The 23,234-nt window shown below is 42.7% G+C and carries 25 protein-coding genes and 1 tRNA gene; 9 read left to right on the plus strand and 17 right to left on the minus strand.

Annotation, left to right across the window (positions count from 1 at the left end):
* Positions 1 to 29: 29 nt before the first annotated feature.
* From JEZ96_RS09655 to ccoN, 6 genes are all read right to left on the minus strand, one after another.
* A complete protein-coding gene (locus JEZ96_RS09655; protein WP_198779878.1) occupies positions 30 to 2,429 on the minus strand; it encodes a heavy metal translocating P-type ATPase in 2,400 nt (799 codons plus the stop codon).
* A 22-nt stretch (positions 2,430 to 2,451) separates the two neighbouring features.
* Positions 2,452 to 2,931: a FixH family protein gene (locus tag JEZ96_RS09660; RefSeq protein ID WP_011789351.1), complete on the minus strand. Its 480-nt coding sequence runs from the start codon at positions 2,929 to 2,931 to the stop codon at positions 2,452 to 2,454.
* Between the two features lie 108 nt (positions 2,932 to 3,039).
* Positions 3,040 to 4,008, minus strand: coding sequence for a cytochrome-c oxidase, cbb3-type subunit III (gene ccoP, locus JEZ96_RS09665; protein WP_011789350.1), 969 nt, complete (start codon positions 4,006 to 4,008; stop codon positions 3,040 to 3,042).
* Positions 4,008 to 4,184, minus strand: coding sequence for a CcoQ/FixQ family Cbb3-type cytochrome c oxidase assembly chaperone (locus JEZ96_RS09670; RefSeq protein WP_014610585.1), 177 nt, complete (start codon positions 4,182 to 4,184; stop codon positions 4,008 to 4,010). The genes ccoP and JEZ96_RS09670 overlap by 1 nt, the downstream gene beginning before the upstream one ends.
* Positions 4,185 to 4,195: 11 nt before the next feature.
* On the minus strand, positions 4,196 to 4,822 hold the full coding sequence (ccoO, locus tag JEZ96_RS09675) for a cytochrome-c oxidase, cbb3-type subunit II (RefSeq protein WP_011789348.1): 627 nt from the start codon (positions 4,820 to 4,822) through the stop codon (positions 4,196 to 4,198).
* Between the two features lie 12 nt (positions 4,823 to 4,834).
* On the minus strand, positions 4,835 to 6,271 hold the full coding sequence (ccoN, locus tag JEZ96_RS09680; protein ID WP_011789347.1) for a cytochrome-c oxidase, cbb3-type subunit I: 1,437 nt from the start codon (positions 6,269 to 6,271) through the stop codon (positions 4,835 to 4,837).
* Between the two features lie 262 nt (positions 6,272 to 6,533).
* On the opposite strand from ccoN, the gene JEZ96_RS09685 reads away from it, so the two are divergent.
* Entirely contained in the window at positions 6,534 to 6,983 is a 450-nt protein-coding gene (locus tag JEZ96_RS09685; protein WP_049766871.1) for a hypothetical protein, read from the plus strand.
* A 28-nt stretch (positions 6,984 to 7,011) separates the two neighbouring features.
* On the opposite strand, the gene JEZ96_RS09690 is transcribed toward JEZ96_RS09685, so the two are convergent.
* Positions 7,012 to 8,583, minus strand: a complete 1,572-nt coding sequence (locus JEZ96_RS09690) for a DUF3369 domain-containing protein (protein WP_025007663.1) — start codon at positions 8,581 to 8,583, stop codon at positions 7,012 to 7,014.
* 172 nt (positions 8,584 to 8,755) lie between these two features.
* Between JEZ96_RS09690 and JEZ96_RS19525 the strand changes: the two genes are divergently transcribed.
* Positions 8,756 to 8,986: a hypothetical protein gene (locus JEZ96_RS19525; protein WP_061782859.1), complete on the plus strand. Its 231-nt coding sequence runs from the start codon at positions 8,756 to 8,758 to the stop codon at positions 8,984 to 8,986.
* A gap of 216 nt (positions 8,987 to 9,202) precedes the next feature.
* Here JEZ96_RS19525 and JEZ96_RS09695 read toward each other — a convergent pair whose 3' ends face one another.
* The 3 genes from JEZ96_RS09695 to punC form a co-directional block, all read right to left on the minus strand.
* On the minus strand, positions 9,203 to 9,379 hold the full coding sequence (locus JEZ96_RS09695) for a hypothetical protein (RefSeq protein WP_233058916.1): 177 nt from the start codon (positions 9,377 to 9,379) through the stop codon (positions 9,203 to 9,205).
* 241 nt (positions 9,380 to 9,620) lie between these two features.
* Positions 9,621 to 9,711: transfer RNA gene (locus tag JEZ96_RS09700), tRNA-Ser, on the minus strand.
* An 80-nt stretch (positions 9,712 to 9,791) separates the two neighbouring features.
* On the minus strand, positions 9,792 to 11,066 hold the full coding sequence (punC, locus tag JEZ96_RS09705) for a purine nucleoside transporter PunC (RefSeq protein WP_025007664.1): 1,275 nt from the start codon (positions 11,064 to 11,066) through the stop codon (positions 9,792 to 9,794).
* A gap of 115 nt (positions 11,067 to 11,181) precedes the next feature.
* Between punC and punR the strand changes: the two genes are divergently transcribed.
* The 6 genes from punR to JEZ96_RS09735 all read left to right on the plus strand — a co-directional run bounded on the left by punR (position 11,182) and on the right by JEZ96_RS09735 (position 14,410).
* Positions 11,182 to 12,084, plus strand: a complete 903-nt coding sequence (punR, locus tag JEZ96_RS09710) for a DNA-binding transcriptional activator PunR (protein WP_014610570.1) — start codon at positions 11,182 to 11,184, stop codon at positions 12,082 to 12,084.
* A 232-nt stretch (positions 12,085 to 12,316) separates the two neighbouring features.
* Positions 12,317 to 12,976, plus strand: coding sequence for a Bax inhibitor-1/YccA family protein (locus JEZ96_RS09715; protein WP_011789333.1), 660 nt, complete (start codon positions 12,317 to 12,319; stop codon positions 12,974 to 12,976).
* A gap of 60 nt (positions 12,977 to 13,036) precedes the next feature.
* Positions 13,037 to 13,426, plus strand: a complete 390-nt coding sequence (tusD, locus tag JEZ96_RS09720; RefSeq protein ID WP_011789332.1) for a sulfurtransferase complex subunit TusD — start codon at positions 13,037 to 13,039, stop codon at positions 13,424 to 13,426.
* A 14-nt stretch (positions 13,427 to 13,440) separates the two neighbouring features.
* Complete coding sequence (gene tusC / locus JEZ96_RS09725) at positions 13,441 to 13,797, plus strand: sulfurtransferase complex subunit TusC (RefSeq protein WP_011789331.1); 357 nt, start codon at positions 13,441 to 13,443, stop codon at positions 13,795 to 13,797.
* Entirely contained in the window at positions 13,797 to 14,078 is a 282-nt protein-coding gene (gene tusB, locus JEZ96_RS09730; RefSeq protein ID WP_128090084.1) for a sulfurtransferase complex subunit TusB, read from the plus strand. Before tusC ends, tusB begins: the two co-directional genes overlap by 1 nt.
* The gene (locus JEZ96_RS09735) at positions 14,072 to 14,410 is read left to right on the plus strand and encodes a TusE/DsrC/DsvC family sulfur relay protein (protein ID WP_011789329.1); all 339 of its coding nucleotides are present in this window, start codon (positions 14,072 to 14,074) and stop codon (positions 14,408 to 14,410) included. The genes tusB and JEZ96_RS09735 overlap by 7 nt, the downstream gene beginning before the upstream one ends.
* A 95-nt stretch (positions 14,411 to 14,505) precedes the next feature.
* On the opposite strand, the gene JEZ96_RS19580 is transcribed toward JEZ96_RS09735, so the two are convergent.
* From JEZ96_RS19580 to lrp, 7 genes are all read right to left on the minus strand, one after another.
* Entirely contained in the window at positions 14,506 to 14,628 is a 123-nt protein-coding gene (locus JEZ96_RS19580; RefSeq protein WP_011789328.1) for a hypothetical protein, read from the minus strand.
* A gap of 17 nt (positions 14,629 to 14,645) precedes the next feature.
* Entirely contained in the window at positions 14,646 to 15,932 is a 1,287-nt protein-coding gene (gene serS / locus JEZ96_RS09740) for a serine--tRNA ligase (RefSeq protein ID WP_011919314.1), read from the minus strand.
* Positions 15,933 to 15,950: 18 nt separating this feature from the next.
* Positions 15,951 to 16,325, minus strand: coding sequence for a fluoride efflux transporter CrcB (gene crcB, locus JEZ96_RS09745; protein ID WP_011789326.1), 375 nt, complete (start codon positions 16,323 to 16,325; stop codon positions 15,951 to 15,953).
* Positions 16,318 to 17,649, minus strand: a complete 1,332-nt coding sequence (locus tag JEZ96_RS09750; RefSeq protein ID WP_061783134.1) for a replication-associated recombination protein A — start codon at positions 17,647 to 17,649, stop codon at positions 16,318 to 16,320. Before JEZ96_RS09750 ends, crcB begins: the two co-directional genes overlap by 8 nt.
* A gap of 8 nt (positions 17,650 to 17,657) precedes the next feature.
* The gene (gene lolA / locus JEZ96_RS09755; RefSeq protein ID WP_025007666.1) at positions 17,658 to 18,284 is read right to left on the minus strand and encodes an outer membrane lipoprotein chaperone LolA; all 627 of its coding nucleotides are present in this window, start codon (positions 18,282 to 18,284) and stop codon (positions 17,658 to 17,660) included.
* A 76-nt stretch (positions 18,285 to 18,360) separates the two neighbouring features.
* A complete protein-coding gene (locus JEZ96_RS09760) occupies positions 18,361 to 21,051 on the minus strand; it encodes a DNA translocase FtsK (protein ID WP_025007667.1) in 2,691 nt (896 codons plus the stop codon).
* 329 nt (positions 21,052 to 21,380) lie between these two features.
* Positions 21,381 to 21,887, minus strand: a complete 507-nt coding sequence (lrp, locus tag JEZ96_RS09765; RefSeq protein WP_007647640.1) for a leucine-responsive transcriptional regulator Lrp — start codon at positions 21,885 to 21,887, stop codon at positions 21,381 to 21,383.
* 179 nt (positions 21,888 to 22,066) lie between these two features.
* On the opposite strand from lrp, the gene ald reads away from it, so the two are divergent.
* Positions 22,067 to 23,182, plus strand: a complete 1,116-nt coding sequence (ald, locus tag JEZ96_RS09770; RefSeq protein WP_128090083.1) for an alanine dehydrogenase — start codon at positions 22,067 to 22,069, stop codon at positions 23,180 to 23,182.
* Positions 23,183 to 23,234: the final 52 nt, after the last annotated feature.

Consider the following 23,234-nt stretch of genomic DNA (forward strand, 5'->3'; position numbering starts at 1 on the left):
TACTATTCCGATTAAACTGTCTATGATGATCACACTTTTACGCGTAATAATCTCAAACTATTACCAACAACAATTAAAGAACTTGCTGACATGCCTATTGCGGCAATATAAGGTGCCACATGGCCTGTAACAGCTAACGGCAAAATAAGTGCGTTATATCCTAAAGCCCAAGCGAGATTTTGTTTAATGATTTGCGTGGTCAGTTTGGCGACCGCGACAGCTTGGGTGAAGCGAGAAAGGTGATCCCCAAGTAGGATCAAATCTGCACTGTTTTTAGCAATCGCACTGCCACTGCCCATAGCAACAGATAGATCAGCACCAGCAAGTACTGGAGCATCGTTAATACCATCCCCAAACATGGCAACTGTTGAGGTTTTTTGGAGTTCAGTTACTAAAGCAAGCTTATCTGCTGGTGTTAAACCACTATGAACGTCTTCAATCCCTAACTCTTTTGCCAGTTGATATACGTGACCAGAATGATCACCACTGGCAATGCTAACACTGCAACCCTGTCTCTTTAACTGTTCAACCGTTGTTTTACTGTCAACGCGGATATTGTCTTTAATTTCAAAACTGGCAATTAAGTCATATTTTCCATCGTTCAATCGCGCTAACCAAATTTGTTGTATCGGGTTAGTGCTGCTGATATGAGCATCGGTAAACAATGCGTTGCCAATACGATACTCAATACCATCAATCGAACCTTGTATACCAAACCCCACAGTATGGTGTACTTGTTCTGCTGTGAGAGTAGGCTCAGCAAATACGGCAAACGCGGCAGCAATTGGGTGACGAGAGCCGGCTTCTAATGCTGCGGCGATAGCAAGAACGCGGTTCTTATCACTATCTGCAAGACATTCAACTTGACCAATAGATAACGTGCCACAGGTGAGGGTGCCTGTTTTATCGAAAACAACATGCTTAATCAGTGGGAGTTTTTCGAATACTCCGGCTTTGCGGGTAATGATCCCAAGACGGGTAAAAATAGCGGTAGCACAGGTAACGGCTGTAGGGGTTGCCAGGGCCAAAGCGCACGGACAAGTCGCAACGAGCACAGACAGCGTGACCCAAAAGGCATCATCAGGGGAGATCTGATGCCACACTAAGTAGGTAATAGTGGCGATAGAAAGAATGGTGCCTGAAAAGTAACGTGATAACTTATCAGCAAGTAATGCAACCGCCGGCTTAGTATTAGAAGCAAGCTCTTGTAGGCGAATAATCTCAGCGACCAATTGATCTTGTCCAAGTGCGGACACCTTCACTGTGATGGGTTGGTCGATATTAATCGTTCCCGCATAGACTTGATTATCAATATTTTTTTCAATTGGCATTTGCTCACCAGTAAGCATGGCCTCATTGATACTCGTGTGGCCGCCAACCACCACACCATCGGCAGCGACCATTTCCCCCGGTTTCACAAGGATCACATCATTGAGGCGTAACTTTTTGGCGGGGATTTCTTCTTGGCCTTGCTCTGTAACAAGATGTGCTGTCAGTGGGACTAGTTTGTGTAAGTTACTGGAACTAACTGAAGCCTTTTGTCTAGCTTTCTGCTCAAAATAACGGCCCAACAATAAGAAGAAGGTAAACATAGATACGGATTCAAAATACACTTCGCCGGTGCCATTCACTGTGGCAAAACAGCTTGCAGTATAGGCACCACCAATGGCGATGGAGACAGATACATCCATATTGAGCTTGCCACTAAGTAGGGTACGAATGGCGCTAAAATAAAAAGGTTGAGCAGAATAGAGCACAACTGGGGTCGCAAAAATCATACTAACCCAGCGGAAATAATCGCGATATTGCACATCTAAGTCAGTGAAATAGCCCGTATACAATGCAAGAGCAAACATCATGACTTGCATTGTAGCAAAACCGGCTAACCCTAAGCGCAGTAAAAATTTACGGCTATTTTGTTGGCTGCTGCGTTCTTGTTCATCAACTTGATAAGGAGCTGCTTGATAGCCAATGCGACTAATTTGGGCAAGGATATCGCTGAGTTTTATTTTATGTTTATCCCAACTGATCATGGCTCTTTGAGTTGTCGAATTGACAAGTACTTGTGTTATACCAGACAGTTGTTTGACTTTGTGTTCTATTAACCAGGCACAAGCCGCACAGGTAATACCATCAATTGACAGCGATACTGATTCAATATTCTCTTCAGAATGCACAAAATCTTGCTGTACTTCAGGTAAATCGTAAGCACTAAATTGGTTTAATACATCAGGAACAAGGGCTGTTTGCTTATTTCCAGGTTCAGTTCGAAACTTGTAATAACTGAGCAATCCTGCATTAACAATCGCCTGTGACACCGCTTGACAACCGGGACAGCACATTAGCTCATCGCGATCATTTATACGGGTAATAAACTGCTGGCCCGTGAGTACGGGCTCATTACAATGGAAACAACTTGGATGTGTCATAACAATTCTTATTCAACTACAACTAATTCAACCACAACTGGATACTATCTTTTAATTCAACACGTTGGTGAATTCGCCATTTGCCATCGTAGCCCTCGAGACGCACTTCCCAAGGGCCGGTTAATGTGGTGGGGATAGTAATGCGATACACATTACTGGCATCGGCCGTTGCGGTCAGTTTTATATCTCTTTCGGCAATAGTTGGATGATAAAACTCGACTTTCAAGGCTGCTTGGTAAGATGGGCCACCTTGTTGTGTCAACAAAATCTCATTATTAGCTTGTTCAAGTGAAAAGTTCATGCCTATTTGTTTGGCGTATTTCACTTTACTCAAATCCATGTTAATGGCTTTACCATCTTTATAATAATCTTCAGCGACAAGTGAATCTGAGTTGGAAAGGGCAATTTTTAGCGTGGTAAAACTTGCAACGACTGCGCATAAAGGAAGAATAATTAAAAACCAAGGCCAGAATTGTTTATACCAAGCTTGTTGTTCAGTCATATTAATACCCATTTGAAAATTTGTGCCATTTTACCGTTAAAAGGCAGGTTTAGCACTTTAAAAAAAAGGCCTCGATACTCTCGAGGCCTTAGTATTACTTATATCTAATTACTTGTTTGATAAGCTATAAACATAAGCAGTGATCACATGAACTTTTTCTTCACCGAGAACATCTTTCCACGCAGGCATAACGCCTGAACGACCATGTTTGATACTTTCTTCAATCACGCCGCGGCTACCACCATATAACCAAATATCGTCGGTTAAATCGGGGGCGCCCATGAATTTATTGCCTTTTGCGTCCATTCCATGACAGGCAAAGCAACCTTTCATGAATGAACCTTGCCCTTGAGCAGCCAGTGTCGCATCGTGCTCGCGGCCAGACAGTTTAACAACGTATTCTGCTAAGCCTGCAATTTCACTATCCTCGATTGGCAAACCACCTTTTGGCGGCATCATGCCATGACGGCCACTCATAATAGTGGTTTTGATTGTCGCTAAATCACCACCGTACAACCAATCGCCATCAGTAAGGTTAGGGAAACCTTTGCTACCACGCGCATCACTACCATGGCATTGTGCACAGTTTTGTAAAAACAAACGGCCGCCCACTTTTAATGCTTCTTGGTTTTTAACTAGTTCTTCTAGTGGTGTTGCCAAATAAGCAGCAAAAATAGGACCATATTTATCATCCGCTTGCTTTACTTCTTGATCGTACTGTACCCAACGGCCTTCTTTGTTCGCGAGTTCCACCGCTGCGGCTGAGTCGGCTTTTATACCTTTATCAGTACCAATACTTTGGTTTGCACTGCTCCAACCTAAGAGGCCTTGGTAATTACCTAAACCAGGATATAAGGCAAGGTAAATTAAACCAAAGACAATCGTGATATAGAACATGTAACTCCACCATTTTGGTAGTGGATTGTTCATCTCTTCAATACCGTCGAAGCTATGACCCATAGATTCGCCTTCTTTTACGTCAGTGGTGTTCTTAGAACACACTTTAAGTAAAATAAAACAACCTGCGATCACCACTAACGAGAGTACGGTAATCCAAATACTCCAGAAGCTACTCATCACTTATGCTCTCCTGAGTCCTTCGATTCCTTGTTTATTTCTTCGTCAGAAAACACAAGGTTAGCTGCTTCATCAAAGGATTTTTGACGACGCGAGCTATATGCCCAAGCAAATATACCGACGAAGGTCAGCATCACAATGATCGTTAAAATGCCTTGCAATGTGCCGTAATCCATATTTTGCCTCCTTATTTGAGTGCATGACCCAAAGACTGAAGATATGCGATCAAGGCTTCCATTTCTGTCTTACCTTCTACAGCCTTTTGTGCGCCTGCAATTTCTTCATCGGTATAAAGATCATTACCCTTGTAACCGCCTTTATGCATGTTACGCAGAATAGTCATCTTGTCGCCTGTCAGTTTGCCGTCTAACTTATTTTCGGCTAACCAAGGAAAGGCAGGCATATTCGATTGAGGAACGACAGCGCGTGGATCGATTAAGTGAACTTCATGCCATTTATCACTATAACGCCCACCGACACGAGCAAGATCAGGACCTGTTCTCTTAGAACCCCATTGGAAGGGATGATCCCATACTGACTCACCGGCAACAGAGTAGTGACCATAACGCTCAGTCTCTGCACGTAAAGGACGGATCATTTGGCTGTGACAGTTGTAGCAACCTTCACGAACATAAATGTCACGGCCTTCAATTTGCAGGGCTGTGTAGGGTTTTAAGCCTTCAACAGGTTCAGTCGTATCCTTTTGGAAAATCAGCGGAGTGATTTCGACAAGGCTACCGAAACTGATAGCGATAACGGTAAAGATCGCTAACAAACCGATGTTTTTTTCAACTATCTCATGATTAAATTTCATCGAGTTTGCTCCTTAAGCCGCCGTTGGTTCAGCCAGTGCTGGCAATGAATCTTTTGAGGCTTTCACAGTACGAACAACGTTATATGCCATGATAAGCATACCGGTTAGGAAGAAACATCCACCGATGAAACGTACGAAGTAGAAAGGATATGAAGCTTCAAGACTTTCAACAAAGCTATAAGTCAATGTTCCATCAGCGTTTACTGCACGCCACATCAGACCTTGCATCACACCAGAAATCCACATAGACACAATGTAAAGCACTGTACCAATGGTTGCTAACCAGAAATGGACATTAATCAGTTTGGTACTGTACATACGGCCATGGCCAAATAACACAGGAACCAAATGATATAACGAACCAATAGAGACCATTGCAACCCAGCCTAGCGCGCCGGAGTGAACGTGTCCTACTGTCCAGTCAGTATAGTGAGATAAGGCGTTAACGGTTTTAATCGCCATCATCGGTCCTTCAAAGGTAGACATACCATAGAAAGACAGAGAAACAACGAGGAAACGCAATATTGGGTCAGTACGCAGCTTATGCCAAGCACCTGATAGGGTCATAATACCGTTGATCATACCGCCCCAAGAGGGAGCAAATAGGATAAGCGACATCACCATACCCAAAGACTGAGTCCAATCAGGTAATGCTGTGTAATGTAAATGGTGAGGACCCGCCCAAATGTACAGTGCGATCAGTGCCCAGAAGTGCACAATCGACAGACGATAGGAATATACCGGACGACCTGCTTGCTTAGGGACGAAATAGTACATCATTCCTAAAAAACCAGCCGTCAGTAAGAAGCCTACAGCATTATGACCATACCACCATTGCACCATAGCGTCGACAGCACCGCTATACATGGAATATGACTTGAATAGACTCACTGGTACTGCCATAGAGTTAACAATATGGAGCACCGCGACGGTAATGATAAAGGCGCCAAAGAACCAGTTCGCAACATAGATATGCGAGGTAGTACGTTTGACGATAGTGCCAAAAAACACTATGGCATAGGAAACCCATACAATAGTGATAGCGATATCAATTGGCCATTCCAATTCAGCATATTCTTTGCCTTGGGTAAAGCCCATAGGTAAAGAGATAGCTGCTGACAGAATGATGGCTTGCCATCCCCAAAACGTAAATGCAGCTAATTTAGGTGCAAATAGTCGGGTTTGACAGGTGCGTTGTACGACATAATAGGATGTTGCAAAGAGGGCTGATGTACCGAACGCGAAGATCACCGCATTGGTATGTAATGGTCGCAAGCGACTGTACGTTAACCAAGGTGTGTCAAAGTTCAGCTGAGGCCAGATTAACTGGGCCGCAATTAATACACCGACTGTCATACCAACAATACCCCACAAAACCGTGGTTAAGGCAAATTGGCGAACAATGGTGTAATTGTAATCAGCGCCTGTTGGCTGGGAATGGTTCATCATAATGCTTCCACTGCTTATTACTTTTACTTTTAGTAAAGACAAGCTTTACCTGTTATAAAATGACACAACATTGCTTCCCTATTAGGGTAATCAAGTTATGTCAATGCGTTATCCTTCATATTTGTGCTCAAATACAAGGTTTCGCAATGATACTTGAGCAATGTCAAAAAAGATACCAAAGAAGGGCTGTCGAAAGTTGATCTAGATCAACCTACGCTATAGAATGTTAACACATTGCATAATAAGGTTAATTTTTGTGCTTATGCGGCAATTCCTCGTATTTTTAACCATGGTATTCTTGCTTAATCTCACTGCTTGTAAAGAAAAGGTCGAGCACATTAGAGATAAGGAAAACTCCGATCCATCATTATGTGTTTTTTCTCAAGGTGAATGTGTAAAAACCATTGCAGGGATTAAACTGAGTTTCACTATCAACCCAAGTCATGCCCCGAGTGAAAAACCTTTAACATTAAATATATTATCTTCGGCTCCTATAAGTGATGTACACATTCGCTTAGAAGGGAGAGATATGTTTATGGGGATTATTCCGGTCAATGTGCGCCAAGTTGATGAAATGAACTATATAGGCCAAATGGTTTATGGTTCTTGCAGTAGTGGGTATATGGTCTGGCGTGGTTTTGTTAATTTCACTGTCAACGGAAAACCGCAAACGGCGATCTTTGATTTTCTTGCAGATAGCGATATTAACTAAGCGACCATAAAAAGGATGATCTCTGCATTTAGAGATCTTTCCAGTTTTCTTTCACTTGAACAAACACCTCAATATTCTGGATAAAAAGCTCGAGTAAATTGGGGTCAAAATGTTTACCTGCACCTTTTTGCATTTCAGTTAATACATCTTCTAATGGCCATGCAGATTTATAACAACGTGTATGGGAGAGCGCATCAAACACATCAGCAATAGCGACTATACGCGCAAAAATATGGATCTCATCTTGCTTTAGGTTAGATGGATAGCCTGAACCATCATATTTTTCATGGTGTTGAAGTGCAATAATGGAAGCAGCTTTAAGAATAGGGCGCTCAGAGTTGGCTAAAATTTGATGACCAATATTAGGGTGCTGACGCATGATTTGCCATTCATCATCATTTAACTTACCAGGTTTAAGTAACACAGCATCAGGAATCGCGATTTTACCAATATCGTGCATAGGTGATGCTCTACGTAGTAGATCTGCATCGTATTCATTTAATCCCGCCAGCAAAGCCAGTTGTGCACAATATTCAGCCATACGTTTAACATGATTTGCCGCTTCTTTAGAACGACTTTCTACTACATCCCCTAAACGGAGGATCAGCTCCGATTGAGTATCTTCTACCTCCTGATTAAGTAGCAAGTTTTCAAATGCGATCCCGACATTAATAGCAAAAATATCAATCAGCTTCTTATCAAGATCATCAATCTTATTAATACCATCCATATATAAGAGATTAATAAGACCACTTTTGGTTGGGAAATAACCCACAAAATAGTTATCTTCATACAGACAACGCTTCAGTGCTAAAGCACTACGTAGGAGTTTATCTATACGCTCTGGCAGTATCGTTTTAGCCGAACTATTCGCAAACTGTCCTGTTCCCGCCAGAATTTCAATGCCAGCACAATCCACATGACCACTAATTGCATCCATAGCGTTACAACTTAGTAGGAGTGTTTCATTATCTAAGTTGAGGAGTGTAGCGACTTGAGTCAACAGGCCATCAGCAAACTTATGCAATGTTCTTAACTCAAATAACCCTGCAGTCGCTTCAAGTACACGCTCTAATCCCATACGATGACTTAATTGAGCGCGTCTTGCTTGTTCAATTTCCATAATATCGCGATAAGAACGCAGGGCAGAGTAGACACTGGTCATCAACTTACGGGAGTCCAACTCAGATTTTGCTTTATAATCATTGATATCATAATTGACTATCACATCTTCTTCTGGAGCTTGTCCAGGTTGCCCAGTTCGTAAGATTAAGCGAATTGTCTTATTATGCAATTCCTCACGGATCCATCTGATTAGTTCTAATCCCGCATGATCACTTTCCATGACAACATCAATAAAAGCTATTGCAATATCTTGTTCTTGCCTGAGTAATGCCTTCGCTTGCTCTCCGCTGTAGGCATTGATAAAAGAGAGTGCACGGCCATCTAGTCTAAAACGAGATAGCGCAAGTTTAGTTACAGTATGAACATCAGGTTCATCATCGACGACAAGCACCTTCCAAGGAGGACCACAGTCTGTGATGTCTGCCGATTTTTTACCCGAAAAAAGAGGATTTTTCTTTGCAATATCAATAAGCATCCAACACCTCTACCATATAAAAATATTGCGCACAGTAAGAGTGTAGTAGATACCTTTAAAGACGAGATAAAAATAATGAATAAAGTGAATTAAATAAGCATAGCCTACTTGTTGATAATAATTATCATTTAATATTATTATAAATAAGCAAATTACTGAATGGACAAGAACAATGACTGAACGCATAAACTTATCAATTACTGAAAGAAAACTCGCTCAGTTAATCCATGATGGATACTTGTGTGCGGCTGACTTCTCATGCCTAGATTCTCAATCCAAGCAGAAAGTATGGCAACTTTGCCTTATCTGTTGTAAGAAGAGGATTTTTTGCGATCAATGTGCAAATCAAGATTGTCCCCAAATAGAGCTTCGGATTAGCACTAAATCGGGAGATATTTTATAGTGGTAAACATTTGACTACATTGCTTTAGTCATAAATCATCTTTGATGGTAGTAGGTCAATGTAACTTAGCTTGGTAATTTCTTTCATAACAATGCCAATGCGTTGATAGGTAATAATACTATCATTTATCAATTTAACATAATATACATTGTGCGCAGTTTTGTATGGGAGGGCTTGGGGATGCCGATAACGTCAATTATCGGCATTGGTTAGCAGCTAACGGTGTCTAAAGGGTTCTTCTGCTGTAACTCGTCGCAGTTCGCCTTGGTAATGTGGGCACAGGATAAAAATAGATGGAAACTCATCATACCAAAATGCTTTATTACAGTTGTTGCACTGTAGTTCTGGCTTGTCGTTGCGGTCGACGATGCTGGTACCACCATCATCCATCATAAGGAATTATTTGCATCAGGCAGTTTCCTTCACCAAGTGCAATTGACTGGCATCATATGCAGCAAGTGAACCATAAAGCGCATTTTGATGTGCAATAAGCTGGGCACTTAAATTCTCTGAAAGTAACTGAAACAAAGCCTGCTTTGGATCTTCTTATGCCTGCACTTCAAATCAATAACTAAGAAATAGGCACTAGAAATGCAAAAGGCCGCTAATTGCTTAGCGGCCTTTTGACTAAATATGGCGGAGGAGCAGGGATTTGAACCCTGGGTGGGCTATAAACCCACGCCGGTTTTCAAGACCGGTGCATTAAACCACTCTGCCACCCCTCCGAACGACGCGCATAATATAAGTAAGTCTATTGGCTGTAAAGCGCTAACTCTTAATTATGTGCCAATTGTTGTTATTCCACTCAATCCGCTGGATTTTGCTTCACATCAGACATAATACCTACACGAGCAGGATCTGGCTTAGTAAAATGTTTAGCAACATCGCCCCACTCTTTCTGACTCTTAAGTATATAGCCGACTACAACTAAGATGGCGCAACATAGGATCCCCCAACCAATTGCTACTTCACCAAGGCTCGCCCACATAGCGACTAAGCTTGATGCACCAAAGGCAATACTGATCTGTAAGAAATTCTGTAATCCTGCGGCCTTTGCTGCATTCTGACTAAACTGCTGTAGCGCACTATTAACGACTATTGGATAAATTGCACCATTAGCGGCCGCTAAAATAGAGAAAGAAATCAACAGTGGGAAAATGGTGCCTGCGGGATAAATCAGCGTAAACATGATAATGGAAATAACACAGACCGCAAAAATCGATAATAGAATGTTCAGTGTTTGAGTTGCGCCAATACGTTTTATCAGTAACTTACTTGCATAACCACCGAAAATAAACATGATAGTTTGTGGAATGAAGCTTAGTCCTATTTCAGTCGCTTGATAACCATGCATTTCCATCACAATCGGCCACACAGTTAAATAGGCAAAGAAAGCACCAGAACAAGCGCCGAAGATCACTACGTTGCCTAAATAGCGGGTATTTTTCAAAATTTGCCCATAAGATACAGCGGCATGCTCACTATGTTTATGCTGATGCTTGTTGCTAGGTACAAAGTACAAAGTCATTAACACAAGCATAAAAGCGATAACACACAAGGAGATAAAGATTGCACGCCAGCCTAATTCGTTCAGAATATAAGCGCCAAGGATCGGTGCTAATGCCGGCGATAATGCAACCAGTGGCATAATGTTACTAAAAATACCTTGGGCTTTATCGGCATCATATTGTTCAACGACAATGGCTTGCCATATAACCCCTGCACTACAGGCTCCAATGGCTTGGAAGAAGCGCGCGATATTGAGCATTAGGATAGAATCACTGTTGGCAATAAACACGCTAGCAATGGCAAATAAAACAAGGCCAAAGATCAGTGCCCAACGCTTGCCAATTTTATTGACTAAGGGCCCGTAAAGCAGTTGACCCAGTGCTAGACCTGCTAGGAAACAGGTTAACGACATTGCCACCTGCGATGGTGTGCTGCCCAATGAGCCTTCAATTGCTTTGAAAGCAGGCAAATACATGTCTGTGGCAATAAAACCGAGCATGCTCAACATGGCCAAATAGAATAAAAACATAAAGAACTTTATGTTTACAAAGGTGTTACTAGACGTTTTCATAAAATAATCGGGTCGGATTGACTAAAGTGTGCAGTCTAATGACTTGTTAAATCTATTGGAAACGTTTATTTTTGACTTGTGTTATCAATTATTTTCATCGGAACGGACATCAGGTATGCTCTCAGAACAAGCGCTAGAACTCATTGATATTGTGGCTCGTGTAGGTAGTTTCACCGCGGCGGCGAATCGGCTACATAAAGTGCCCTCTGCCGTGAGCTATGCGGTCAAGCAAATAGAAGAAGAACTTGGCGTCATTCTTTTTGAGCGCCATCATCGCAGCGTGACCTTAACCCTTGCTGGTGAACATTTTGTTAAGCAGGCCAGAGCTTTGCTCACACAGATGGATGAGATGAAACGTGGCACTCAACGCGTCGCGAACGGTTGGCAACCTACTTTGTCCATAGCCCTTGATAATATCGTCCGCGCCGACAGGATCAGCGTATTAATTGCTGACTTTTATCGACACTTCCATGATATTGAATTGATTATTCGTATTGAGGTCTTTAACGGTGTTTGGGAAGCGCTCGCCACAGGCCGCAGTGATATTGCTATTGGTGCGACAACCGCAATTCCTGTTGGTGGCGTTTATCAGTATAAAGATATGGGGGATATTAAATGGGCCTTTTTAGTCAGCAAGAATCATCCTCTCGCCAATATCGATCGGCCATTAAGTGACGATGAGCTACGCCCTTTCCCTTCGATTTGCCTAGAAGATACTTCACGGGAAATTCCAAAACGCATGACTTGGCTCCTTGATAATCAGCGCAGGCTTGTTGTGCCTGATTGGATTAGAGCAATCAATTGTTTCCGTGAAGGTTTAGGCGTAGGTTATATGCCAGTGCATTTAGCAAGTGTGTTTATTAAAGCAGGAGCCTTAGTCGAGAAACAGTTAGAAAATCCCAAACTGACTAGTCCCTGTTGTCTTGCATGGAATGCCGATAAAATGTCACCTGCCCTCAGTTGGGTACTTGATTATTTAGGTGATACAGACAAGCTTCATCGAGAGTGGTTAGCCTAATATATGTGTCTAAATTAACCATACTCATGATCTGCTGTTCTTTAGCTAGATCACCTTATATTTTAATAAAATCAATACTAACAACTTGTTGTGTCGAACTGTGTACTTTTACCTATACCCTAAGTAAGGTATTATTAAATCGGCTCCACATCAGTGTAGGTGTATTACGGGAACTAAACCTTCCGTCAAAAATCAAAATGATCAGCTTAGCAATGTGTCAACGGAGAAGAATATGACTCAAGAAACACTGTACTCGACGAGTACGTCAACATTGGAAGTGAACAAACTTCTTAAAAACACTTATATGCTGTTATCGATGACGCTCGCTTTTTCTGCACTATGTGCAGGGTTGGCAATGATGCTCAATATCAGCCCATTAATGTCAATTGGCTTGTCAATTGGTGGTCTAGTGCTACTGTTTGTGACATTACGTAAAGCTGAATCTGCTGCGGGTATTTTCTGGATTTTTGCTTTTACAGGTATGGAAGGTGCATCACTGGGCTATATGCTAAATCACTATGCAGGTATGGCAAGTGGTCCACAGCTGATCATGCAAGCACTAGGTTTAACCTCAGTCATTTTTGTTGCCTTATCAGCTTATGCGTTAACCACTAAGAAAGATTTTTCATTTTTACGAGGTTTTCTGTTTGCAGGTTTGATTGTTGTCATTGCTGCTGCGGTGATTAATATTTTTGTGGGCAACAGTGTCGCCTTTATGGCCATTAACGCAGGGCTTGCGCTGTTAATGACGGGGTTTATCCTGTTTGATACTAGCCGTATCGTTAATGGTGGTGAAACCAATTATATTCGTGCAACTATCTCCTTATACTTAGATTTTTTAAACCTATTTATTGCTATTTTGCACCTGATGGGCATCGGCAACGATGACTGATCCCCTTTTGGATTAACTTACGTTAGAATGGCCCTACTTTAAGGGCCATTTTTATTATTGATGAGCAAATTTATTATCCAAGTGAACGGGCCGGCCTATGGCACATCGGCAAGTGTAAATGCCCTACGCTTTACTCAAGCTGCATTACTTAGCGGCCATCAAGTGTTATGTGTATTTTTTTATCAAGACGGAGTTTATAACGCAACCGATCTTAGTTTACCCGCCTCTGATGAGTATAATGTTGTAACGCATTGGCAAGACTTGGCGGCACAACATCAGTTACCTTTAGTTAATTGTGTCTCCGCCGCACTTCGTCGCGGTATTGTGAGTGAACAAGATGCCAGTGAAAATGGACTAACCCACTGGAATAGCAATAAATCCTTTATCATGGGCGGTTTAGGTGAACTCATAACTGGTATTGAGTCTGCCGATCGCTTGATTCGCTTTTAATCTTCGGAAATGTTATGAAAAAATTGTGTATCCTGTTCCGAAGTGCCCCTTTGGGAACCGTTAAAGGCCGCGAAGGATTAGATCTTGCGCTGCTCAGTGCCAGTTTTGAACAAGATGTCAGCTTAGTTTTTGTCGATGAGGGCGTATTGCATCTGTTAAAAGAAATGCAACCAGAGCTCATTGGTGGTAAAGATTATATTTCGACCTTTAAGGCATTGCCGCTCTACGATATTGAATCGGTTTTTGTGTGTAAGCAATCCTTAGCCGATTACGGCTTAAGTCATGGATTACTGTCGATCCCGGTCACAGTGGTCAACGATGAAGCCATTTCGAATCACTTAAAATCGGTAGATGAGGTCTTAGTATTCTAATGATTTTACATCATATTCAAACATCTCCTAACCAAGATAATGCACTTAAACTTTGCCTACGTTATGCCTGCAAAGAAGATGCTATCTTACTGTCGAGTGATGGCGTGAATGCTTTGCTATTACGACAATGGGCGATGGCATTATCGCCCTTCAAGTTGATGGTCTTAAGAGACGATGTTGTCGCACGCGGCCTATCCGAACGTTTAAAGAACGTGATGCTTATCGATTACAATGAGTTTGTGGCTCAATCATTACTCCATGACAAGGTGATAACGTGGTAAATCCATTGCAATTTAATGGCACAGAAATCATCCGTGACCATCAGGGTTATTTAAAAGATCTCAACGATTGGCAACCGGAGCTGGCTTTGTTGCTCGCTGAGGAAGAGCAAATTGAACTGACGCCAGCACACTGGGAGGTCATTCATTTCGTTCGAGATTTTTATATAGAATATAAAACGAGCCCAGCCATTCGAGTGTTAGTCAAAGCCATAGGCCAAGCTCTGGGGCCAGATAAAGGTAATTCAAAGTATTTGTATACCCTGTTTCCAATAGGACCAGCCAAGCAAGCAACTAAGATCGCAGGGTTGCCCAAACCGGCAAAATGTATCTAATATTGGGCATCTGAGACTAGAGCGCACAAATGAAACAAAAAGGCATGTTCCCTTGGAAACATGCCTTTCTTTTTACCTGAAAAAAATTGATAGGGTTATTTGACGTTTTCTAACACAACCCAGATGGCCTTACCTACAGTTGCCAGCATCACTGCACAAAATACAGCGATAATTGCTGTATAGGAAAGCCAACGAAGATAACGTTGACTTTTATCCATAGCGTCGCGCGAATACCTTAACCGATTTGAGTTAATCCACCCATATAAGAACGCAATGCTTCTGGTATAGTCACACTGCCATCAGCATTCTGATAGTTTTCTAATATCGCTACTAAGGTACGGCCAACAGCCAAACCAGAGCCATTTAATGTGTGTAACAAAGCGGGTTTATTATCCGCTTTAACACGGTAACGTGCTTGCATACGGCGGGCTTGGAAATCCTTCATGTTTGAGCAAGAAGAAATTTCACGGTAGGTATTTTGTCCAGGTAACCAGACTTCGATGTCATAAGTCTTGCTTGAGCCAAAACCCATATCACCCGTACATAACACAACTGTACGATATGGTAGTCCTAAGCGTTGCAGTACGGTTTCGGCATGATTTGTCAGCGTTTCAAGTGCAGCCATTGAGTCTTCTGGTTTGACTAATTGAACGAGTTCAACTTTATCGAATTGATGCTGACGAATAAGACCACGGGTATCTTTGCCGTATGATCCTGCTTCGCTTCGGAAACATGCGGTATGTGCTGTTAGCTTAATCGGTAACTCGTCTTCATCGACTATACTGTCACGCACTAAGTTAGTGAGTGGCACTTCTGCTGTAGGGATCAAACTTAACCCTTGACCTTCTTCGGTGGCGGGTTTGGTATGGAATAAGTCTTCACCAAACTTCGGCAATTGGCCTGTGCCAAGTAAACTCGCTTCATTAACCAGCAATGGCACATAGGCTTCGGTATAACCGTGCTCAGTCGTATGCAGATCCAACATAAACTGACCTAAGGCGCGATTTAATCGGGCGATTTGGCCTTTCATTACGATAAAACGAGAGCCGGTGATCTTAACCGCGCTTTTAAAATCTAAACCGTTTAAGCCTTCGCCCAAGTCAATATGATCTTTGATCGGGAAATCAAAACTACGTGGTGTGCCCCAACGGCGTACTTCGACATTCTGTGTTTCATCGGCACCAATTGGCGCAGATTCATCTGGCAGGTTAGGCATGGACATCGCAATCGCATTCACTTCTTCCAATACAGCTGCCAGCTCTAATTTTTTAGCATCGAGTTGAGAGCCTAAATCCCCCACTTGTGCCATGATCGCGTCAACATCTTCACCGCGGGCTTTGGCTTGTCCGATGGATTTAGAGATGGCATTACGCGCCGCTTGCAATTCTTCGGTAGCCACTTGCAGCGACTTACGTTTTTCTTCTAATTGAGTAAGATGAGCGACATCTAAAATAAAGCCTCGAGTGGCCAATCGCTCCGCGGTAACAGCTAATTCGTTGCGTAAAAATTTAGGATCTAACATGTGATATATTCTTAATAGTTAAATGCGTGAAAAAACCAGTTGCTGACCTAAATAAACCATAAATAAACATAAACTTAGGTTCAACACCACATTCAAAATCGCCTTCAGCCAATCTCCTTCTTGCAACAGCAATAAGGTCTCATTAGAGAAAGTCGAAAACGTTGTTAACGCGCCTAATAGGCCAACACCTATTAGCGCTTTCAGTTCTGGGCTGATATGACTCATTTGCCCCAGAGCGTATATCACGCCCATAAAAAATGAACCAATAACATTGACCACCAGTGTACCAAAAGGAAAACTGCTGCCAAATACTTGGATCATGAATATTGAAATAAGATAACGAAAAACCGCCCCAATTGAACCACCTAATGCAACTAATAATACGTTAGTCATAACGTTTGTTCTCACTGACTTGGTCTAATTGGGTTAATTGTATCAATTTATCCTTAATCCGCTTTTCAAATCCACGCTCAGTGGGAAAGTAAAACTGGGACGTTTTTAGGGACTCAGGGAAATAATTTTCACCACTGGCATAGGCATTAGGTTCATCGTGAGCATATCGGTACCCTTCCCCCATACCTATTTCTTTCATTAACTGTGTTGGTGCATTACGTAAATGGTGTGGAACACTCTCTTGACCAGTTTCACGAGCCAGTGCCCTAGCCGCTTTAAATGCAGTATATACAGCATTACTTTTAGGAGCGCTCGCCAGATACACTATGGCCTGTGCAATCGCCCTCTCACCTTCTGCAGGTCCAACGCGATGGAAACAATCCCAAGCATTGAGCGCAATTGTCATTGCAGCAGGATCGGCATTGCCCACATCTTCAGAAGCGATCGCAAGTAGTCGCCTTGCAACATAGAGTGGATCGCCACCACCTTCTAAAATCCTGCAATACCAGTAAAGTGCGGCATCGGGTGCAGAGCCACGAATGGATTTATGTACCGCAGAAATCAAATCGTAAAATTGATCGCCATTTTTATCGAATCCGGCAACTTGGTGTCCCGCCACTTGCACGAGCATTTCAAGGGTAAAAGTGTCGTTATCACTTACCATATCACTCATTAACTCAAGTAAGTTGAGCGCCTTACGCGCATCACCATCACAAAGTTGAGCAAGTTTGATGAGCACACTCTCAGGCATTTCGAGTTGCCGCAGACCAAGGCCACGCTCAGTATCGGCCAAGGCTTGGGTCACGATATGCGCTATCTCATCATTACTTAAGCGCTTGATAAGATAAACTCTCGCCCGCGAAAGTAAGGCATTGTTGATTTCAAACGAGGGATTTTCGGTAGTGGCGCCGATAAAAATCACTGTGCCATCTTCAATAAAGGGCAAAAAAGCATCCTGCTGACTTTTATTAAAGCGATGGACTTCATCGACAAACAATAAGGTACGTTGTCCACGGGATTCCGCGATAGCTTTTGCCTGTTCAATGGCCGCCCGAATCTCTTTTACGCCAGAGGTGACCGCTGAAATACGCTCAACATGTGCATTAGAATACTGGGCAATTAATTCAGCGAGCGTTGTTTTGCCTGTCCCTGGTGGCCCCCACAACATCATGGAATGAGCACGCCCGGCTTCCAATGCTTTACGCAGGGGTTGACCTTCACCTAACAAATGAGCTTGACCAATATATTCGGCTATTGACCTTGGCCGCATGCGAGCGGCGAGAGGTCGAAAATCAGGGGCAAAATTAAATGATAGACTACTCACACTCTGACCTAGTTAAGCGTTTTAAGACGCTGATCATCGATATCGACATTCTCAGGTAAAACAAACTTAAACAACGCCTTGTCTTCAGTTGTGATGACTTTTTGATTGCTTAAATCAAACTGGCTGAGATTTCCTTTGTCATCAAGTACATTGAACTTAGTCAGTTGTGAATTTTTAAAACACACACTCACAGTCACAATGCCCGAATCAATAGCTTTAGGTCGAATGTCATAACAATCTTGCTTCTTGGTCACCGAATATTGTGACCAAGTGGTGTCATCTCGGTGAACTAATAATGCAATAGGTGAGGCATTGATTGCCTCTGCAAAATCCATAATCACCACTTCCTCGGCAAAAGGATTGTAAATCCACAAATCTTTTCCATCAGCGACGATTTGTGATTCATCGGGTGAGGTTAAGTGCCAATAAAATTGGTTTGGATGTGCTAGAGCTAAGATACCAGAGCCAGTTTGGATAACTTTTTTGTTCACATCGGTCACGGTTTGCTTAAAATCCGCCTTGAGTGAGGCCGTGTTAACCAGTGTGTTCCTAAGTTGCTGCGCATCATCAGCAAAAACAGCAGTGCTATATAATAAAGGTGACGTTAACATCACTGCGCATAAAAGGTTTTTCATCTTAATCCTTACTGCTTAAAAGTCGTTAACATGGCCAGACTTTCATCTGGCCTAATCGTCGGCATTGAGCCCACAATTAATAATGTTTTGGGGGCGGAGGCGCCAGCACTTCGCGGTTACCATTATGCCCCTGCGCCGATACTATTCCTTGCATTTCCATCTGTTCAATAATACGTGCAGCGCGGTTATAACCAATCTTAAACTTACGTTGCACGCTGGAAATGGATCCCCGACGAGTTTCAGTCACAAAAGCGACGGCTTCATCATAAAGCGGATCATACTCCTCATCAGACTCCGCGGTTTCTCCTGGCAGCAATACCTGCTCACCATCACTGACACCATTGAGAATTTCATCAATATACTGTGGTTTACCGCGGGCACACCAATCAGCCACTACACGGTGAACTTCATGATCGTCAATAAAGGCGCCATGAACCCGATTGGGTACTGCAGTTCCTGGTGGTAAAAACAGCATATCCCCCATACCTAGCAAGGTTTCTGCGCCCTGTTGGTCCAAAATCGTGCGCGAATCGATCCGCGATGAGACTTGGAACGCCATACGTGTAGGGATGTTGGCTTTAATTAAACCGGTGATCACATCCACCGACGGTCTTTGAGTTGCAAGGATTAAATGGATCCCGGCAGCACGCGCTTTTTGAGCGATACGAGCTATCAATTCTTCTACTTTTTTACCGACAATCATCATCATGTCAGCAAATTCGTCGACCACGACGACAATCGAAGGCAACTTATCTAACGCGGGCGCTTCGGGTTCCATGCTGTCCGACGACTTCCACATTGGATCTAAAATCACTTCACCGTTCGCTTTTGCTTCAGCAATCTTAGCGTTATATCCTTTGATATTACGTACGCCCATCATTGACATCAGTTTGTAGCGGCGCTCCATCTCGCCCACACACCAACGTAGTGCATTTGCGGCTTCTTTCATATCGGTGACGACTTCACACAACAAATGTGGGATGCCTTCATAGACAGAAAGCTCCAACATTTTGGGATCTATCATAATAAAGCGCACATCTTCAGGGCCTGACTTGTACAGTAAACTGGTGATCATCACGTTTACGCCCACTGACTTACCAGAGCCCGTCGTACCGGCTACTAATAAATGTGGCATTTTACCAAGATCAACAACAACTGGATCACCGGCAATATCTTGGCCTAATACCATAGTTAAGTTGGATTTACTCTCAGTAAAGGCGGCACAATCTAGCACATCGCGCATAAACACGGTTTCGCGGAATTTATTGGGTAATTCGAGTCCGACATAAGCCTTGCCAGGAATAACTTCAACAACTCGCACACTTTCAGCCAATAAAGAGCGCGCTAAATCCTTAGATAGATTAGATATCTTTGATGCTTTAACACCTGGAGCCAGTTCTAATTCAAAACGGGTGATAACAGGACCAGGATAAACCCCAACGACATTAGCGATAATATTGAAATCTGCTAATTTAACTTCAACCAAACGGGCAACTTGGTCAAGTTCTTCAGGACTTATTGGATTCTTCTTACGATCGGGTATATCCAATAAGCTGATGCTGGGCAAAGGATCCATCGGTTTTTTCGGTGCGGGTTTGTCTTCTTGTCCTGGCAACACCACAATACCATCGACAATTTTAGCTTTTTGATCTTGCAGCTTACGCTGCGCTTGATTCACAGCACCTGTTGACACTTTAGTATCAAAATCAATCACATCATCATCACTAAAGCCTAATTCCTCATCCTCAGCATCATCAGTCAACGCGTCATGACTGAATATGGGTTCATGTTCATCAATATCAAATACATGAGTATCAAGATCAGCAACCTCATCATGTACTGTATTTTGCTTCGCTACCCAAGGCGGAGTCTCAAAATGACCATGTTCAGCAATCGCCTGATGATCTATTTGGGGTTCAACTCTTTGATTAGATTTATTTCTAGCTCCATTTAAACTCAGAATTTTTGCAAGTGAGGACAACTTAGCTTTTTTGCTCGGGACTTCATCCATGATAGTGTCATCATGGTTAGCTGCAGCTATCGCCATCGCGGGTTCCCGCATACGAGGTTGTTCAAGTACATGTTGGGAGTCACGGCGTTGCTTAAATTTATCCACGACAGACATAAAGCCACGAGTATCTTCAGTTTCATCTTCTCGCTTAAAAACTTGAGGCAAACTTTTAAGTCTTTTATAGAGCCAAATGGAAGCAAAACCGACCTTTTCTACCACCGTCAGCCAACTTATTCCCGTCAACAATGTGAAGCCAGACCCTAAAAAACAGAGTAATAACAAGGTAGTACCAAGCTTATTGAAATACGGCAACATTGCTTGCCCTATCACATCACCCGCAACGCCCCCTGCAGAAAACTCATAGATATTATTTGCATTCATGCTCGCTAAGGCCGAGACACCCAGAATAAGCAATAAAAAACCAATAATCCGTAGTGCAACCGAAAAGTAATCAATTTCAAGTAAATCATGGGCGCGCTTAAAAAGTAGCCATCCGGTAGAGGCCACGATGATCGGCATGATATAAGCCGTTACCCCGAAAAAGTACAATAGAATATCGGCTATCCACGCCCCCACTGCACCAGTCCAGTTTTTTATATCGCCTTGAAAATGCGATTGACTCCAACCAGGATCGGACGGACTAAAGCTGGTTAAGGCAAGTAAAATATAAGTGGCAAGAACACAACAAATGATGAGTCCGCCTTCTAGCAGACGTTGCAGCCCAGTGAGCGTGCGTACACTATTTCCTTGAGACAAACGACATAATCCATAAAAAGTGAAAACAGGTGAGCTAACGATACCAGAATCCTACTAAATGTGGAGCATATTAGCCGGATTTTCTCCTAAGATGTGGGCATAATTAGTAAAAATTAACCTAACATTGCGCAATGGGTGTTTTTTGGGCAACAATCGTTTATGACACAACGACTTCCCAAATGTGATTTATACAAAACTGACACAAAAATAAGCCCCTAAACTGCTAAGCTTAAGGGCTGTGCAAGGTTAACGATAAGGTAAAAACGGTACACAGATTAATAAATAAGGGGCCTTGGCCCCTTATGGTAAAACCAAACAATCAGGGTAATTTAGATATCTGAGAGTAGATGATTTATTGCTACGCGACTGGTGTGTTTAACTTCTTCCATTACAACATAAGTGCGAGTATCAGAAACAGAAGGTAATTTGAGCAATGTTTCCCCAAGTAGACGGCGGTATGCCGACATATCAGAAACTCGCGTTTTTAATAAGTAATCAAAATCGCCAGAAACTAAATGACATTCTTGAATATCATCGAGTAGTTGCACTGCACGATTAAACTTATCAAACACTTCGGGAGTATCACGGCTTAATGTGATTTCCACGAATACCAGTAGGGATGCACCCAGGAAATGAGGATTAACCAGCGCAGTATAACCGTTGATATATCCCTGCTTTTCGAGTCGTTTCACTCTTTCTAAACACGGAGTAGGACTTAGCCCTACTCTTTTTGATAGCTCCACATTTGAAATGCGGCCATCAATCTGTAATTCATTCAGAATGTTGCGATCGATGCGATCCAAGTCTTTTACAGGACTCTTTTTATTATATGCCATTTATTTAACCTTGCTTTATCACTAAAACAACATTTTATTCTACGTATGTCCAAAGTTCAGCAGCATAAACTGCATCGCCGCTACTATACTAGATATCCCTGAATTAATCACGTTCAGGTCACGATAAAATAACAATTATGCCCATTAAAAGTGGGTTTTCAGGCAATTGAGGCTCAAAGATGATTATTGGTGTTCCAAAGGAAATTAAAAACCACGAGTATCGTGTCGGCATGGTCCCTTCAAGTGTTCGTGAATTAACCATAAAAGGCCACGAAGTATTTGTTGAAACAAATGCCGGCACGGGAATAGGTTTTTCAAATCAGGATTATGTTGATGCTGGCGCCACAATTTTAGCGACCGCATCAGACGTTTATGCTAAAGCAGAGATGATTGTAAAGGTAAAAGAGCCTCAAGCTGTTGAACGCGCAATGTTGCGTCACGATCAAATCTTATTCACTTATCTACATTTAGCGCCTGACTTACCCCAAACGGAAGATTTAATTAAAAGTGGTGCCGTATGTATCGCTTACGAAACGGTGACCGACGATCGTGGCGGCCTTCCCTTGCTAGCCCCTATGTCAGAAGTCGCGGGTCGTATGTCGATCCAAGCTGGTGCGATGGCATTAGAAAAATCTTCTGGTGGTAGAGGTATGTTACTCGGCGGCGTACCTGGTGTTGAGCCCGCCAAAGTCGTCATTATTGGCGGCGGAATGGTCGGTACTAACGCCGCTCAAATGGCAGTTGGAATGGGTGCTGATGTTGTTGTACTTGATCGCAGCATTGAAGCACTGCGCCGTTTAAATGTACAATTTGGTTCTGCTGTAAAAGCGATTTACTCCACCGCTGATGCTATTGAACGTCATGTTATTGAGGCTGATCTTGTGATTGGTGGCGTGCTGATCCCGGGGGCTGCAGCCCCTAAATTGGTGACTCGTAGCATGATTTCCCGCATGAAACCTGGTAGCGCTATCGTTGATGTGGCAATCGATCAAGGCGGTTGTGTTGAAACGTCACACGCAACCACGCATCAAGATCCAACTTATATTGTTGATGATGTTGTACATTATTGTGTAGCGAACATGCCAGGTGCCGTTGCTCGCACTTCCACTTTCGCACTGAACAATGCAACGCTACCGTACATTCTTAAGTTAGCGAATTTAGGTTATAAAGAAGCATTGTTACAGGATAAACACCTGCTCAACGGTCTGAGCGTCATGCATGGTAAAGTCGTCTGTAAAGAAGTTGCCCATGCACTTAACCTTGAATACACTGCGCCAACAACCTTATTTGCCTAATTTGTTTTCTGATAACCTCTTATCTTGATGTAACAAATGTTCTACCGGCCTC

The organism is Shewanella putrefaciens (assembly GCF_016406325.1).
Classification (GTDB): domain Bacteria; phylum Pseudomonadota; class Gammaproteobacteria; order Enterobacterales; family Shewanellaceae; genus Shewanella; species Shewanella putrefaciens.

What these genes read in the sequence shown, in the direction of transcription:
- JEZ96_RS09655 (WP_198779878.1), bottom strand. Translation starts at nt 2,429, where the DNA reads ATGACACATCCAAGTTGTTTCCATTGTAATGAGCCCGTACTCACGGGC.
- JEZ96_RS09695 (WP_233058916.1), bottom strand. Translation starts at nt 9,379, where the DNA reads ATGATGGATGATGGTGGTACCAGCATCGTCGACCGCAACGACAAGCCA.
- lolA (WP_025007666.1), bottom strand. Translation starts at nt 18,284, where the DNA reads ATGAAAAACCTTTTATGCGCAGTGATGTTAACGTCACCTTTATTATAT.
- JEZ96_RS19525 (WP_061782859.1), top strand. Translation starts at nt 8,756, where the DNA reads ATGACTGAACGCATAAACTTATCAATTACTGAAAGAAAACTCGCTCAG.
- JEZ96_RS09670 (WP_014610585.1), bottom strand. Translation starts at nt 4,184, where the DNA reads ATGGATTACGGCACATTGCAAGGCATTTTAACGATCATTGTGATGCTG.
- JEZ96_RS09715 (WP_011789333.1), top strand. Translation starts at nt 12,317, where the DNA reads ATGACTCAAGAAACACTGTACTCGACGAGTACGTCAACATTGGAAGTG.
- ccoP (WP_011789350.1), bottom strand. Translation starts at nt 4,008, where the DNA reads ATGAGTAGCTTCTGGAGTATTTGGATTACCGTACTCTCGTTAGTGGTG.
- punC (WP_025007664.1), bottom strand. Translation starts at nt 11,066, where the DNA reads ATGAAAACGTCTAGTAACACCTTTGTAAACATAAAGTTCTTTATGTTT.
- JEZ96_RS09660 (WP_011789351.1), bottom strand. Translation starts at nt 2,931, where the DNA reads ATGACTGAACAACAAGCTTGGTATAAACAATTCTGGCCTTGGTTTTTA.
- ald (WP_128090083.1), top strand. Translation starts at nt 22,067, where the DNA reads ATGATTATTGGTGTTCCAAAGGAAATTAAAAACCACGAGTATCGTGTC.
- serS (WP_011919314.1), bottom strand. Translation starts at nt 15,932, where the DNA reads ATGTTAGATCCTAAATTTTTACGCAACGAATTAGCTGTTACCGCGGAG.
- JEZ96_RS09690 (WP_025007663.1), bottom strand. Translation starts at nt 8,583, where the DNA reads ATGCTTATTGATATTGCAAAGAAAAATCCTCTTTTTTCGGGTAAAAAA.
- JEZ96_RS19580 (WP_011789328.1), bottom strand. Translation starts at nt 14,628, where the DNA reads ATGGATAAAAGTCAACGTTATCTTCGTTGGCTTTCCTATACAGCAATT.
- ccoO (WP_011789348.1), bottom strand. Translation starts at nt 4,822, where the DNA reads ATGAAATTTAATCATGAGATAGTTGAAAAAAACATCGGTTTGTTAGCG.
- punR (WP_014610570.1), top strand. Translation starts at nt 11,182, where the DNA reads ATGCTCTCAGAACAAGCGCTAGAACTCATTGATATTGTGGCTCGTGTA.
- crcB (WP_011789326.1), bottom strand. Translation starts at nt 16,325, where the DNA reads ATGACTAACGTATTATTAGTTGCATTAGGTGGTTCAATTGGGGCGGTT.
- ccoN (WP_011789347.1), bottom strand. Translation starts at nt 6,271, where the DNA reads ATGATGAACCATTCCCAGCCAACAGGCGCTGATTACAATTACACCATT.
- tusD (WP_011789332.1), top strand. Translation starts at nt 13,037, where the DNA reads ATGAGCAAATTTATTATCCAAGTGAACGGGCCGGCCTATGGCACATCG.
- tusC (WP_011789331.1), top strand. Translation starts at nt 13,441, where the DNA reads ATGAAAAAATTGTGTATCCTGTTCCGAAGTGCCCCTTTGGGAACCGTT.
- lrp (WP_007647640.1), bottom strand. Translation starts at nt 21,887, where the DNA reads ATGGCATATAATAAAAAGAGTCCTGTAAAAGACTTGGATCGCATCGAT.
- JEZ96_RS09685 (WP_049766871.1), top strand. Translation starts at nt 6,534, where the DNA reads ATGCGGCAATTCCTCGTATTTTTAACCATGGTATTCTTGCTTAATCTC.
- tusB (WP_128090084.1), top strand. Translation starts at nt 13,797, where the DNA reads ATGATTTTACATCATATTCAAACATCTCCTAACCAAGATAATGCACTT.